15 protein-coding genes and 1 pseudogene are annotated in these 14,025 nt (G+C 43.9%); 6 read left to right on the forward strand and 10 right to left on the reverse strand.

Going from position 1 to position 14,025, the window contains the following annotated elements; genetic code table 11:
- The first annotated feature begins 116 nt into the window (after positions 1 to 116).
- A complete protein-coding gene (locus L6C30_RS11665; RefSeq protein ID WP_002119794.1) occupies positions 117 to 1,094 on the forward strand; it encodes a sensor domain-containing diguanylate cyclase in 978 nt (325 codons plus the stop codon).
- A gap of 219 nt (positions 1,095 to 1,313) precedes the next feature.
- On the opposite strand, the gene L6C30_RS11670 is transcribed toward L6C30_RS11665, so the two are convergent.
- From L6C30_RS11670 to L6C30_RS11705, 8 genes are all read right to left on the reverse strand, one after another.
- A complete protein-coding gene (locus tag L6C30_RS11670) occupies positions 1,314 to 1,976 on the reverse strand; it encodes a peptide-methionine (S)-S-oxide reductase (RefSeq protein ID WP_001281573.1) in 663 nt (220 codons plus the stop codon).
- A 9-nt stretch (positions 1,977 to 1,985) separates the two neighbouring features.
- The gene (locus tag L6C30_RS11675) at positions 1,986 to 3,260 is read right to left on the reverse strand and encodes an acetyl-CoA C-acetyltransferase (RefSeq protein WP_000857678.1); all 1,275 of its coding nucleotides are present in this window, start codon (positions 3,258 to 3,260) and stop codon (positions 1,986 to 1,988) included.
- Positions 3,257 to 3,565 carry an antibiotic biosynthesis monooxygenase gene (locus L6C30_RS11680; protein ID WP_000582514.1) on the reverse strand — a complete coding sequence of 103 codons (309 nt, stop codon included), beginning with the start codon at positions 3,563 to 3,565 and terminating at the stop codon, positions 3,257 to 3,259. Before L6C30_RS11680 ends, L6C30_RS11675 begins: the two co-directional genes overlap by 4 nt.
- A 50-nt stretch (positions 3,566 to 3,615) precedes the next feature.
- Positions 3,616 to 3,861, reverse strand: coding sequence for a glutaredoxin family protein (locus L6C30_RS11685; protein WP_000905740.1), 246 nt, complete (start codon positions 3,859 to 3,861; stop codon positions 3,616 to 3,618).
- 54 nt (positions 3,862 to 3,915) lie between these two features.
- Positions 3,916 to 4,356, reverse strand: coding sequence for a peptide-methionine (R)-S-oxide reductase MsrB (gene msrB / locus L6C30_RS11690; RefSeq protein ID WP_000483554.1), 441 nt, complete (start codon positions 4,354 to 4,356; stop codon positions 3,916 to 3,918).
- 31 nt (positions 4,357 to 4,387) lie between these two features.
- Positions 4,388 to 4,648 (reverse strand): glutaredoxin, encoded by a 261-nt coding sequence (locus L6C30_RS11695; RefSeq protein WP_001076938.1) that lies wholly within the window; start codon positions 4,646 to 4,648, stop codon positions 4,388 to 4,390.
- Positions 4,649 to 4,651: 3 nt separating this feature from the next.
- Positions 4,652 to 5,140: a peptide-methionine (S)-S-oxide reductase MsrA gene (gene msrA, locus L6C30_RS11700; RefSeq protein WP_000762837.1), complete on the reverse strand. Its 489-nt coding sequence runs from the start codon at positions 5,138 to 5,140 to the stop codon at positions 4,652 to 4,654.
- 98 nt (positions 5,141 to 5,238) lie between these two features.
- Positions 5,239 to 6,383, reverse strand: a protein-coding gene (locus tag L6C30_RS11705; protein ID WP_139853748.1) for an IS3 family transposase whose coding sequence is annotated in 2 segments (ribosomal slippage) — positions 5,239 to 6,119 and positions 6,119 to 6,383 — 1,146 coding nt in all. Because the reading frame shifts where the segments join, the coding sequence is not laid out codon by codon here.
- Between the two features lie 165 nt (positions 6,384 to 6,548).
- On the opposite strand from L6C30_RS11705, the gene L6C30_RS11710 reads away from it, so the two are divergent.
- Together L6C30_RS11710 and L6C30_RS11715 are read left to right on the forward strand one after the other, a co-directional pair.
- Positions 6,549 to 7,484 (forward strand): AraC family transcriptional regulator, encoded by a 936-nt coding sequence (locus tag L6C30_RS11710; RefSeq protein WP_130139467.1) that lies wholly within the window; start codon positions 6,549 to 6,551, stop codon positions 7,482 to 7,484.
- Between the two features lie 2 nt (positions 7,485 to 7,486).
- Positions 7,487 to 8,227 carry a hypothetical protein gene (locus L6C30_RS11715; RefSeq protein WP_120385370.1) on the forward strand — a complete coding sequence of 247 codons (741 nt, stop codon included), beginning with the start codon at positions 7,487 to 7,489 and terminating at the stop codon, positions 8,225 to 8,227.
- A 523-nt stretch (positions 8,228 to 8,750) separates the two neighbouring features.
- On the opposite strand, the gene istB is transcribed toward L6C30_RS11715, so the two are convergent.
- Together istB and istA are read right to left on the reverse strand one after the other, a co-directional pair.
- Complete coding sequence (gene istB, locus L6C30_RS11720) at positions 8,751 to 9,515, reverse strand: IS21-like element helper ATPase IstB (RefSeq protein ID WP_016167552.1); 765 nt, start codon at positions 9,513 to 9,515, stop codon at positions 8,751 to 8,753.
- Positions 9,512 to 11,032, reverse strand: a pseudogene (istA, locus tag L6C30_RS11725) (IS21 family transposase). The gene istB and the pseudogene istA overlap by 4 nt, the downstream one beginning before the upstream one ends.
- Before the next feature lie 57 nt (positions 11,033 to 11,089).
- On the opposite strand from istA, the gene L6C30_RS11735 reads away from it, so the two are divergent.
- The 3 genes from L6C30_RS11735 to L6C30_RS11745 all read left to right on the forward strand — a co-directional run bounded on the left by L6C30_RS11735 (position 11,090) and on the right by L6C30_RS11745 (position 13,881).
- Positions 11,090 to 11,809: an IS6-like element IS1008 family transposase gene (locus tag L6C30_RS11735; protein WP_139853742.1), complete on the forward strand. Its 720-nt coding sequence runs from the start codon at positions 11,090 to 11,092 to the stop codon at positions 11,807 to 11,809.
- Between the two features lie 173 nt (positions 11,810 to 11,982).
- A complete protein-coding gene (locus L6C30_RS11740) occupies positions 11,983 to 12,561 on the forward strand; it encodes a LexA family transcriptional regulator (protein WP_039048359.1) in 579 nt (192 codons plus the stop codon).
- A gap of 15 nt (positions 12,562 to 12,576) precedes the next feature.
- Positions 12,577 to 13,881 (forward strand): Y-family DNA polymerase, encoded by a 1,305-nt coding sequence (locus L6C30_RS11745; protein WP_039048360.1) that lies wholly within the window; start codon positions 12,577 to 12,579, stop codon positions 13,879 to 13,881.
- Positions 13,882 to 14,025 lie beyond the last annotated feature (144 nt).

Below are 14,025 nucleotides of genomic sequence, written 5' to 3' on the forward strand. Positions count from 1 at the left end.
CATTGCTACAGAGATAACTTCAAGTCTGACAGATCTATGCTAGAGTTAAATCAACGATTTAATTCATTTTTCTATGCAGGATCTTTGAAAAATGCAGTAGAAAAACGGAGAAGTACATGACCTTTAGTTTAGCTCAAACAGCTAGTGCAGAAACCACACTAAAAGCACCTGCTGAAGCAGATCAGAACCTGCGGGATATCACTGAACTGGCGTGTTATATCTGTGATGCACCAGTGGCTATGGTGACGCGAACCGATGACACAAAGCTGAATCTAATTGCAAAAGTTGGTATTTCGCGTACCTCTGTATTAATTAAAGAGTCCTTTTGCGTGTATGCAATGGAAACACCTGATGCGGTAATGGTGGTCCCTGACGCTACTTTAGATCACAGATTCAGTACCAATGCTATGGTGATTTCAGGACCTGGCTACCGATTTTATGCTGGCTCGCCGCTGATTGATCCCGAAGGTGCAGTGATTGGTACTATTTGTGTCTATGATCATGTTCCTAAGCAGCTGAACCAGCGGCAGATAAGCTCTTTGCAGGCTCTGTCCAGACAAGTGATCGCCATACTGGAGCTGAAAAAAGTCGGCGAACAATTACATAATACCAGCATGACGGATGCGCTGACAGGGGTGAACAACAGAAGAGCTTTTGACCTCAAGTTTGAAGCTGAATTTGCTCGCTGGCAAAGAACAGGACAATCTTTTGTACTGGCATTGATTGATATTGATCACTTTAAGAGTTTTAACGACAGCTATGGTCATGCCGCAGGAGATGAGGCACTGAGTCAAGTCGCGGCTCTGTTTCAGCGCCATAGCAGGAACTATGACTTTTTCGCCCGTTATGGTGGTGAAGAGTTTGTGCTGATCCTGCCAGGCACAGACACAGCGTCCGCAAATAAAACACTGGAAAAGTTAAGGCTGGTAGTGGCTAACCATGAGTGGTTATTACGACAATTAACGGTCAGCATAGGTTTGGCCAGCGCTGATTTATTTGACGACAAAAAGCAGTTGCTCGAAGTCGCCGATCAGATGTTATACAAAGCTAAAACCCAAGGCCGCAATCAAACCAGTGTGTTCGCCACACTGTAAGAGATCTGTTCATGCTGCGCTGATCTCAAGACCTCATAAAAACTGAGGTCTTGCTTCGGTCGATAAGCTGGTCTGATATTGGCATTATTTATTCCTTTCAAATACATGGGTAATGCGACTTACACAGATTTTTTATGCTCTCTTGGACTCCATGTGAAGGAGATCGTCACATTCTTTACATATAGAAAATAGAGTTCTTTAGCCAGCTGCAATTTCAGATTAACCGATTCGGTAAGCTTTCTGCATTTCCGGAGACAACTTTTTTAGCCAGCTTGAGAGACTGAAGCCTTTTCTATCGGTACTATTTAATTTAGTAAAATACAGATGTTCATCCCAGCGAGGACCGAAATCTACTTCTGCAAGACTTACAAGCTGTTTGTTTCTGCGAAGACGATGCTTTTGATGGTAATCTTCGGCGGGCCAAAAATAACCATTTTGTTCTCCGGCCTCAATCACCTCGGGAGATTTCTCCTTTCCAATCGCTTGAATCAGTTCTTCAGCTACTTGTTTTTGCTCCAGATCAAAAACAAAAAGTATCTGGCGATACTGGCCCTGCTTTCTACCATGAACAGACCATGATTCAAAACTTCCAAGAAGTTCCCTGTAGCTGATTTGGTCTTTATCGTAGATCACTCTGACGACTTCGGCGTGTCCGTTGATGTTGCGGTAACTCGGATCCAGAGTTGATGCTCCAGCGTAGCCAACACGTGTTTGCACTACTCCCTGCGTCCCTCCAAAATTAGAATCCGGTCCCCAAAAGCAACCCATGCCGAAAACCGTTTGACTAAGCTTCCCGATTTTCAATGCTTCTTCGATTGCTTCAGGGGTTGCAAATTCATAGCTTTCAACACCGTCTTCTTTATTCATTTTTAGATCCGACATATTTTTCTCCTAACTTTCAAGAATTGTAGCCACTCCCATTCCTCCCGCCGTGCAAACGACGATAAGGCCACGTTTTCCAGGACCAGCTGAGTGCAGTATCTTTGCTAAAACTCCGACGATCTTAGCGCCAGTAGCCGCAAACGGATGCCCAAGGGCAATGCTACTTCCACGGACATTTAGCTTCGAGCGGTCAATTTTTCCGAGAGGCTCTGATCGTCCCAAACGTGTTTTGCAGTATTCAGCAGACTCCCACGCCTTCATCGTGCAGAGCACTTGTCCAGCGAACGCCTCGTGAATTTCGTAAAAATCAAAATCCTGAAGCTTTAAGCCGTTTCGCTTCAATAATTCACTGACCGCCACAGTTGGGGCCATAAGCAAACCTTCGCCAGCGACATAATCCACGGCGGAAGTATGAGAATCCACAATCTTAGCCAACAGGGGCCAATTATTCTTTTTTGCCTCTTCTTCTGATGCTAAAAGAACGGTGGATGAGCCATCTGTGAGCGAGCTTGAATTTCCCGCCGTCAAAGTCCCTTTTTCTGATTTATCAAAAACAGGTTTTAACTTCGACAATTTTTCCAAAGTTGTATCAGCACGCAAAATTCCATCGGTCTTATTTCCTTGGAATGGAAAGACGAGATCATCATAAAACCCATCTTTATATGCTTGAGCTGCATTTCTGTGACTTGCCAGCGCTAACTCATCTTGCTCTTGGCGAGAAATATTCCACTCTTTAACCATGAGTTCGCAATGCTCACCCATTGATTTTCCGGTGCGTGGCTCAACCACTGCGGGCAACACTGGCTTTAGATCGCTAGGTTTAATTCCTAAAATGATTTTTACTTTCTCACCAAGCGTTCTGGCAGAATTCAACGCAATCAATTTTCTTGCGAAAGTTCGACTAACCATAATGGGCAAATCGCTGTTGCTATCAACACCGCCCGCAATGCCACTTTCAATTTGGTGGCTAGAAATTTTGTGAGCAATCTGAATCGTATTTTCCAAGCTCGTTCCGCAAGCACGTTGCACGTTATATGCCGGAGTGTTTGGATGCAAACCGGAGGATTGAACGACTTCACGAGCCAAATTCCAGTTAGCCGAGCTGTGCATGACAGCTCCTAAGGCTACATCGCCCACAGTTTTTCCTTCCAAGTTATATCTATCAACTAAACTCTTTAGGCTCGCCGTCATTAGTTCTTCACTTGAGACGTCTCGATATGCGGTCATAGATTTCATAAATGGAATCCGAGCTCCACCTACGATATAAACGTTTCTCGTTTTCATAATTTCACCTCCGGCTTTGTGTGCCGTTCAAAAACTTCTCCGACCTTCACGTCGTACGATTCAAAAATGTAGTCTTTGCCAAGCATCTTGGCTTTTTTGTGTTCGGGATGCTTATCCCAAGCATCGAAAGCTTCTCTGGTAAGGAACTCGACAATTAGAACATCTTCACCGTTAGGAGAAGAAAACCGCTCATGGCTTCCGTAACCAGGAATGGCTTCGACAAGCGCGGACATCTCGGCGTATCTTCTTTCAAACTCCCCACCGTGCTCCTTGGCAACACGACTGCGGACAACTGCTATAATCATTGATCTGACTCCTTACTAAGCTAATTACAATCCTCAAAAAAAAGATCTCGTTATTTCATCGAAGCTTCCAACCACTTGTCGAGATCCTTGAACTTGGGGTTTCTCAGCTTCTTTGTCCCAACCAGTATTGTCGGGAAATTTAACTTTCCAGTAGTATAAAGGGATCGCAGTTCATCAGCTGCCGCGTCGTCTTCGTGAACATCTAAAAAATCAAACTCGATTCCTTTTTCTTTCAAGTACGACTGGTAAATCTTGGTTTTATGGCAGTCTTTATGACCGAACAGCTTAATCAACACGAACGGCTCCTTTTTTCAAAAGGTTCACTTTCATAAACCCCCTCGATTTAAAAATTATTCTACAAACTTCAATGACTCCGAGTTGATGCAGAATCGAGCCCCAGAGGGCTCAGGACCATCTGGAAAAACGTGCCCTAAGTGGGCTTCGCACACATTGCATAGCACTTCGATTCTTCGTCCGTAAGTCGTGTCCAGTTCATATTGAATTACGTTGTCGGCGACGGGCTCAGAAAAACTCGGCCAACCTGTTCCCGAATCAAACTTAACGTTCGAATCAAACAGTTCAGTGTCGCAGCCCGCGCAGGCATACCGTCCTGCCTCATAAAATGAACAGAGTTCCCCAGTGTGAGGGCGCTCGGTGCCTTTCTTCCGCATGACATTAAATTGAGCGGGCGTCAGAATTTTTTTCCACTCTTCCTCGCTCTTTTCTACTTTTCTAGGAGGAGCGGGAGTGCCGTTATCGAGATAGTTGTTAATGCTTTCCCAGTTGAACATAAATTTGCTCCTTTATTTTTGGGTTTGTTCTTTAGCTATCAATCCACGCGAAGAAGTCAGTCGCGCTACCAATGAATTTTCCATCCACAAAAACTTGCGGAACAGTTTGAAGGTTGGTTTTTTTCTTCAACTCATCATAAGTCTTGGGATCGTCATCCACGCGAATTTGTTTAAAATCAACTTTTTCAGAAGTTAAGTACTCCTTCACGCGTTTACTAAACGGACAATGGTCTTTTGTGTAGATGACAACGTTCTTAAGTTCTTTCATTTTTTCCTCTTTCGTTTGATTCATGGTTTAATCTCTCTCAAAATGGCACGTGTACCCGTGGGGATTCTTCTTCAAATAGTTTTGGTGATACTCCTCAGCGTCATAAAACTCTTTTTCCAAGGCTACCGTCGTGACCACGGGATTCTCGAAGCGACCGATCTCATTGACCTCATCAATCACGTTTTCGATAATCGCTTTCTGTGCATCGTCACGATAGAACGCTGCCGAGCGATACGAAGTGCCAACATCATTTCCTTGGCGATTCTTCGTAGTCGGATCATGGATTTTGAAAAAGTAATGTAGAATCTCTTCGAGAGATATTTCGTCTTGGTCGTATTCCACGCGAACCGCTTCGGCGTGCCCCGTTTTCCCTGTTATAATATCGGCGTAGGTAGGATCATCAAAATCTCCGCCAGAGTAGCCCACCTTCGTTGACGTCACACCGTCCAGACTCCTAAGGAGGTCTTCGAGACCCCAAAAACACCCTCCGGCAACGATCACATAATCTAGTTTCATAAAGCCTCCTTAGTTTTCATCCACTTACTGATTAGACAGAGGTGGTCCCACTTGTTTGAACAACTAAAAGCGTATTTATAAGTGATATTCCGCTCTAGTTAAGCCACCTTGTTTTGTTGGGGTAGCTGATCATAGTAAAACTCATTTGGTGTCAATTTGTCTAGACTCGAATGAGGTCGTTTCAGATTATAAAACTCAAAATATGCACTCAATTGCTTTTTCGCATCTGTGACACTGCTATAAGCTTTGAGATACACCTCTTCATATTTAACGCTCCGCCATAATCTTTCAACCATCACATTATCAATCCATCGACCTTTACCATCCATACTGATTTGAATGCCATTTGATTTCAATACATCAATAAATGCATCACTGGTGAACTGACTGCCTTGGTCTGTATTAAATATTTCAGGTGATCCATATTTTTCAATTGCTTCATTTAAAGCCGAAATACAAAAATCCACATCCATACTAATCGATACCCTATGCGCAAGTACCTTGCGGCTATGCCAATCAATCACAGCACATAAATAAACAAAGCCTTTTGCCATAGGGATATACGTTATATCCGTACACCACACTTGATTACTGCGCAGAATAGCCAACCCTTTGAGCAGATATGGATATTTACGGTGAGCTTGATTAGCCTGGCTTAAATTTGGTTTGCAATATAACGCCTGAATACCCATTTTCTTCATTAAAGTACGTGTATGACGTCGTCCTATATGATGCCCTTGACGATTCAACAAATCACGCATCATACGACTGCCTGCAAAAGGATATTGCATATGTAATTCATCAATACATCGCATCAGTTTCAGATCTGATGAGCTAACAGGTTTTGGGCGATAATAATAACAACCACGAGAGACTTTCAGTAACTTAGCCTGTTTAGATACTGAAATCTGAAGTGAGTGATCGATTAACTTTTGTGGTTGAAGCGGCCCAGTTTCTTCAACACACCTTCTAAAAAATCAATTTCTAATGCCTGCTCACCGATTTTTGCATGTAACTTTTTAAGATCAATGGGGGGTTCTGATGGAGCTTTTGATTGATCGAAAGCTTGCGAGGAAGCTGAGATCAATTGATTTTTCCAGTCAATAATTTGGTTTTGATGAACATCAAACTCAGAACTCAATTCAGCAAGTGTTTTTTCTGCTTTGATCGCAGCAAGTGCTACCTTAGCTTTAAAGTCGTTTGAATGATTTCTTCTTGGTCTACGTGCCATAAAATACTCCATATATTGATGTTTATAACATCATTTGAGGAGCAGAATATCACTTATAGGAGTTGTTCAAATTTCCGGATCCATCTCTAGACTGACTTTACAGCATGTAAAATAGATATAATATGTTCAATAGTTCGTATAACATGACCTATTGGACAGTTTGCGTAGGAGCTAAGTATGGATGTTCTCAGTGAGATTTTAGATAAGGTAGAGCTTACTAGTAGCTACTGGTATAGAACATCATTTGCAGGAGACTGGGGCATCAGTCTCCCGCAGGAAGAGAATCTAGCGAGATTTCACATCGTGACCCATGGCGAGTTTTGGTACGAGGTGCCAAAACTTAAACTTAAGGCTTTGGCGGAGCAAGGCGATATTTTGATTTTATTCAAAGGGATGGAGCACACCATGACCAGTGCACCAAAAATCAAGGCCGAGCCCGCGGTCGAATTTAGATCCAAGGCCAACCTCACTGAAACTCAAGTTCTGGAATATGGTGATCAGAGCAAGCTCAAAGCAAACGTCGTTTGCGGACATTTTTGTTTTGATGGCGGACCCGATCATCCATTCTTAAATTCGCTGCCAAACGTCGTGCATATCAAGAGTACTGAGAACTCCCACTCGCCTTGGCTTACCATGCTTTTAAGTATTATAGAGCAGGAAGCAAAATCAGGGCTTCCTGGAAGCAACACGCTAGTCAGGAAGCTGACCGAAATTATCTTCGTGCAAGCGTTAAGAATTCACATGTACAAATCCAACAAAAATGTAGGATTTTTCAAATTGATCGAAAATCCGCAACTCAGCAAATCCTTGGAAGCTATCCATCATAGTCTCGATAAAAAATGGGGTCTTGACGATCTCGCTGAGATTGCTGGAATGTCGCGTACGAACTACAGCGTTAAGTTTAAGAAACTGTCTGGCATGACACCTCTTGATTATTTAACCTATTGTCGGCTTGAAAAAGCGAAGCAGCTGCTTAAAGAAACCGGTAAATCTGTTCCTGAAGTGAGTGAAGCCATTGGGTATCCGGCACATGAACACTTTCAAAAATTATTTAAGAAAAAAATTGGCAAAACTCCTAGCGCGTACAGAAAAGAAAATTCTGAAAAGGTGTAAAAATGAATATCTATAACTCTCCTGTTACCAAAATAGCTTTCTGGGTCATCGTCGTCGGCAGTGTATTCTGTCTTCTTCTCCCTTTATTCTTACCTCTTCTTCCTCTTCACTACTTGAAGGATTATGGCGAAATAGGAGATGCTTTTGGAGGTATTTCGAACCCATTCGTACAGATACTAGGTTCAGTAGTTCTGTTTTTAGCGCTGAAAGCCCAGATTGATGCGAATAGAATCCTTCATCAGCAAATCGAAAAAGAAAACACGAAGGAGCAACTAAGGCACGAGTTAGATCAACTTCACGAACTTTATATGTTCGTCGAAAGAAACATCAAAAATTTTAGTTACGATCAAGAAAAGACCGTTGATGGCAAGACGCAAATGATCCTTCTGTATTCTCGACGTGCGATTAAATGTTTCATTGAGGATCTAGAGAGCTTAGATGTTGATATTCACAAAGATGACGACATTTTAAGGTTCGACGGGGTTAAAGAAATTATGAGCATTTTGAACAGCGTTGACCTATATTTCGACAAAATCAAAGACAGCGAGATTGCACCTTATCATAAGAGTTTTTATAAAACGCTTATGCAGCACGAACTTCTCTTCAGCGTTTTTCCTTATCAAGATCTCGACAATCAAGCGTACCTAAAACAAGAGCATTGCCCAGAGTGTGGTGAATATCATGCAAATTATCCGCCACTGATTTATGACCGGTTACAGAAAATTAAAAAAAGTTTCTCCTGATGTATTATGGATATTTATTCGGTATCGGTCCTACCAAAAAGCTATTTGTAGTATCTCGAGTACGTGCTGTGGTGTAGTAATTCCAATCTTAGAAAACTCAAAGCTTATTCTGAAACTATCGGAATTGTCGGTTGGGTGAGACTTAGTCGCCCCGTAAAGCCTTATCGGGGCGGCAAAGATAACTTTTTATATCACTGCTATTGATGACGTCCTTTGTTTACTAAAGTTGTAAGCCCTTATTCTTTGTTTTAGACCTTCAACCACTCCGGGCTTGTCACTAGGAGAGTCCCCTTGGCTAACCTTAGCCGTCAGATCGTATTCAGCGATTTCTAGCCGGTCCCCCTGAATCATTTTACGCCAACCGTTCCACAACTTAGGGTCAAGCTCTTCGGTACGCCAACCATCGGTCGGTTCGCTCCGACTCGCTAAAGCCAGATCCCTGATTTGGTTCTGGAGCGTTAGATCGTCAATCATTGTTCGGCGTCAACTATCTTGGCCGGTTCGCGTCAATTATGATGGCCGGTTAGGTTTTCTCATTTTTCCTACTTCCAGCTTGTTTTAACTGATGTTGTTTTCGATAGCTTTCTCCTTCTAATTCTATAATTGTCGCGTGGTGGATCAGCCGATCTATGGCCGCTACCGTCATCATGCTGTCTGGGAAGATCTGATCCCATGCACTAAACGGGTGATTGGCTGTGATGATCAGGCTACCGCTTTCATATCGATGCGCGATAAATTCAAACAGTACCTGGGTTTCTGCATCGGTTTTTTTCACATAACCAATGTCATCAATGATGATCACCTGATACTTATCCAGCTTGCTCATCTCGCTCATCAGATCCAGTTCGCGCTTGGCTTGTTGTAACTGTTGTACCAAGCCAATGGCTGGAAACAGTTTGCAGCGTATGCCTTGCTCAATCAGCCGGTAACCCAATGCATTGGCTATGTGTGTTTTGCCGGTGCCACTGGGGCCAATCAGCAGGATATTATCGGCGTGATGTGCCCAGGACAGGTCTTGGTGCAACTTGGCGATGAGCGCTTGATTTGTCCGGCTGAGCACGCTGTTATCCAGAGTGCTTAAGGTTTTTCCCGGTGCCAGCCTCCCTTCGCGTACCCAGCTTTGTGTGCGCCGTGTAAAGCGCTCTGCGAGCTCGTATTCGCATAATGCCGCAAGGTAGTCACTGTGCGACCAGCCTTTTTCTACCGCGGTTTGCCAGAGTTTTTCATAGTGCCTGACGAACGCCGGCAGCCTTAATTCTTTGAGCAGTAATGCAACGGAGGAAGTCAAAATGGCACCTCCACATCGTGTTTCGCCTGTGCCTTTAATGACGTTAGCAGTGCATCATAACTTTGCAGGTTATGTTGCTTTGTCTTAATGTCTGGTGCGCTTTGCGGGGTGTAAAAGCGCTCCTGAATGGTTTTGGCACTTTCAAACAGACCGGCTCTGGCCTCTTGCAACAAGGTCTCTCCCAGCTCTTGTTCGCTATCGTATTCGCTCGCCAGCCATAACACCGTGACTATCCATTTACAGGCATCCTGTGCTGGTAACGCATCATCCACTAACTGCCACAACTGCCGGTAATTGTCGTCAGGTAAGATATCATCCCGCAGTTGCGAGTAACGAAACGCCTGCGGTTTAGCGGCCAGTGAGCGGATAATATGCCGGTAGTTGATACAACGTGCACGGCTTTGGCCGAGGGCCGGGTAAATTCGTGGCAAGGTCAGCGCCACTTGCTGGCCCACATAGAGCACCAGTTTGTTATGATACAGCCGTACTTGCAGGCGTTCGCCAATCAGTCGTGATGGCACGCTGTACACCACCCGGCGCACTTCAATGGTGGCACTACGGGTGACTTTAATGCTCAGCAAGGTGTAATCAACAGCATCATATTCCGGTAAGGCTTGCAGGGTTTGCTGTTCTTCTAAAAAGCGGCTGCGTGAGCGCTGGTTTAGCTTGCCGACGATTTGATCAATAAAGGCCTGGTAGGCTTCGATACTGTCAAAGTCACTGTGGCCGCGAAGTAGCAGGTGCTGCGCCAGACGGCGTTTAAATGAGCCATTAGCGCACTCCACTACGCCGTTCTCATGCGATTGCCCCAGGTTATTGCGCGTTGGCGTCATGTTGTAATGCTCGCACAAGTCCTGATAGGCATCTGTCCAGACATTTTGCGTATTGTTCCTGGCGGCACTGAGGCTATCGGTGCGATGCTCCACCGGACAGCCACCAGCCTGCGTCAGCGCACGCTGTAAACCGGTAGATAAGGCAGAATAGCTCTCACCACCCTGAACCACAGTGATGGAACGCCAGCCGCTATAAGCGAGGCGGAACTGATACAGCAAATGAGCAAAGGGTTGCTGCTTAATGGTGATCGGGCTATCAGGATGAGTAAAATCAGAGAAGCCCTGTAAACCGGGTTGAGCTTGCTGGCGGAAGATGACATCTTTCTCCGGGCCATGTAGTGCTTTCCATTTCTTAACCCGACGCTGCAATGTTCTCAGAATTCGCTGGTCATATTGGTTTGGATAGAGCGCCTGCAAATGCTCCAGCAAAGTAATAGGCGTAAGCTCTGGTTTAGCGTTTAAAAGAACAACTAGATCGGTTTCCCATACGGCTTCCAGTGGATCTTAGCGGGTGCGCCAATCTCTATCAGCTTTAGCGCGGGGTAAGGTGTTGGACTGCTCAATACGTCGGGCAGTGCGGGGGGAAATGGCAGACTTCGCAGCAGCGATTTCTTGAGTCATGCCTTGTTGGCGATGCTGCATATACAGCTCCTCTTGTCGGTGGGTGATATGTTGTCCAGGCACCTTGAACTCCGAACAGAAAACAAGGTACCTATTGTGACACCCAACCGGCCAAGATAATTGTCGTCAACCGGTCATCCTAATTGTCGCCGAACACACTTTCAAGGTGAAATCATTCTTTGGGCTGTTCGTTGGTATTGTAAATATGGCATCAGCTATCGTGAACTTCAAGAAATGCTCGCTGAACGAGGCATAAATGTGGATCACAGTACAATTTATCGTTGGGTTCAGCGTTATGCTCCAGAAATGGAAAAACGGTTACGCTGGTATTGGCGTAATCCTACAGATTTACATTCATGGCATATGGATGAGACTTATATCAAAGTGAAGGGGCGATGGACTTACCTGTATCGTGCAGTTGATCAACAGGGTCATACGATTGACTTTTACCTTTCCGCTAGACGGAACAGTAAATCAGCCTATAGTTTTCTAGGAAAGATCTTCAATACGGTGAAAAAATGGCAAATTCCACGGGTCATCAATACAGATAAAGCAGCGACCTATGGCCATGCTTTATCACGATTAAAGCGAGAAGGAAAATGTCCAGTAGATATTGAGCACAGGCAGATTAAGTATAAAAATAATGTCATTGAATGTGATCATGGTAAGTTAAAGCGAATCATCAGGGCCACATTAGGATTCAAATCTATGAAGACTGCTTATGCCACAATTAAAGGTATTGAAGTCATGCGTGCACTACGTAAAGGACAAGCATCGTCATTTTATTATGGTCAGCCTCAGGGTGAAGTGTGTCTAATCAACAGGGTTTTCGGTCTCTAAGCACTTTTTAAAGGGAACATCATCGACTCAAATCTCTATTTGCAACAGTGCCAGAAATAGATATATTAAAAAAGCTGTCATTAACGTCTCACCACTTATCGAAATAGTCTTGAATCTGTAATACATTCAGTCATATATTTGATTACGTCACAAAATCAAAAAGTAGATGAGTCATGAGCAATAGTCGTGGCGGAAGCCGAGATGGTTCCGGTAGAAAGCTCAAATATAATGAGCCTACAAAAACGGTAAGAGTACCTGTATCCAAAATCATAGAGATCAGGAATTACCTCAACGAGGCAGAGAAGCAAAGCTTCAATGATGTGACATCCATCACGCTTGTAGATCCTACAACATTTATGCATATTCCTTTGGCTTCAGAAAAGGTTGCTGCTGGTTTCCCTTCTCCTGCCCAGGACTATGTCGACAAAACTTTGGACATGAATGAGCACCTCATTAAAAATGAAGCTGCAACCTTCGTTGTGAAAGTAGCTTCACTTTCCATGAGAGATGCAGGTATTGAGATTGATGATGAACTAATTGTAGACCGGAGCATTGAAGCCAAACATGAAGACATCGTGATTGCACTGATCGACGATGAGTTCACCGTGAAACGTCTCATGATTGAAGGTGATCATAACCATTGGCTTAAAGCAGAGAACCCTGAGTATTCTGACATTCATCTAAAGGATGGGCAGGAAATGGTGATTTGGGGTGTAGTGACTTTTGTCATCAAGCCATTCAGAAAGCGTTAATACTTTATTGGTTTCATGCTCATGCAAGCATCTCACCAGAAGATCTATGCTTTAGTAGACATCAACAACTGCTATGTCAGTTGTGAACGTATCTTTAACCCAAGTTTGAACAATAAGCCAGTCATTGTGCTATCCAACAATGATGGCTGTGCTGTAGCTCGATCTCAGGAAGCCAAGGACTTGGGCATTAAGATGGGTGTTCCTCTCTTTCAGATCAAGGACATCGTAGAGCAGCATCAGGTGCAGGTGCTATCGAGCAATTATGCACTGTATGCAGAGATGTCTCGCAGATTCATGAAGGTGCTCTCTGATTTTGTATCTCCCAAAGAGCAGGAGATTTACTCAATTGATGAGTGCTTTCTGGATCTGACAGCTCATTCAGGGAATTACGACTTGACTGAATATGCCCATCAGATTCGTCAGCGTGTGTTTTCTTGGCTTGGTTTACCTGTATGTATTGGCATTGGACGCTCAAAGACTGAAGCGAAACTAGCGAACCATATTGCCAAGAAGAACGCTTACTTCAATGGTGTTTGCAACTTGGTTTCAATGGATCCATGCTCTGCTGAAACTCTGCATCAAGCCATAGATGTTGGTGAAATCTGGGGCGTAGGCCGAAAGCATTCCAAGAAGCTCAACAGCTTGGGGATTCATTCAGTTATGGATTTTGTCTTGGCTTCCCCTCTGATGATCAGGGACCAATTTTCTGTAGTGATGCACAGAACTTTATTGGAATTGCAGGGAATTGCTTGTATTGAACTGGAACATACGCCACCTGCAAAGAAGCAAATCATTGCTAGTCGCTCCTTTGGGCAGAGGATCTATCACATAGATGATCTCAAGGAAGCCATGTCGCTGTATGTCATGGATGCTGTTAGCAGACTGAGAGATGATAATTTGTTGTGTGGTTGTCTGATTGGTTTCGTTCAATCAAACCCATTTGATAGCTCAAAGCCCTTCTACAACAAGTCTTTATCTTTAGCTTTACCAGAACCTACCGACAACTTATTGGTGCTCTCTAAACTCGCTACAACGATGATTGATGGCCTGTATGCAAAGGATATAGCATTCAAGAAATGCGGCGTGATTCTGACGTGTCTCGAACCAAAGGAAAACCATGTGTATGACATGTTCACTGATATGAAACACATCGAAGTCAGCAATGCCTTGATGGATTCCCTCGAAGCGATTCATCTTAAGTATGGCAAAACCAAGATTGCCTTGGGCGCGAGTTTAATGCCGAACAGAACATGGAATATGTCACGAGATCGGCTAACACAGAACTACTTTAAGTGGGATCAACTGCTTTGTGTGAAGTAAATTGTCAACGGCATTCTAAAATTGACCCCTTTCACCTTACAAATGGCAAAGTAAAATTGACCCCTTTGATCTCGTATTAAATTTCAACCTGGGGCTGAATCCCAATTCTTTTTTTATCCTTCAAACGATAACTCTCACCCGATA

Origin of the sequence: Acinetobacter sp. KAM396 (assembly GCF_021602765.1) — a bacterium.
GTDB lineage: Bacteria > Pseudomonadota > Gammaproteobacteria > Pseudomonadales > Moraxellaceae > Acinetobacter > Acinetobacter towneri_A.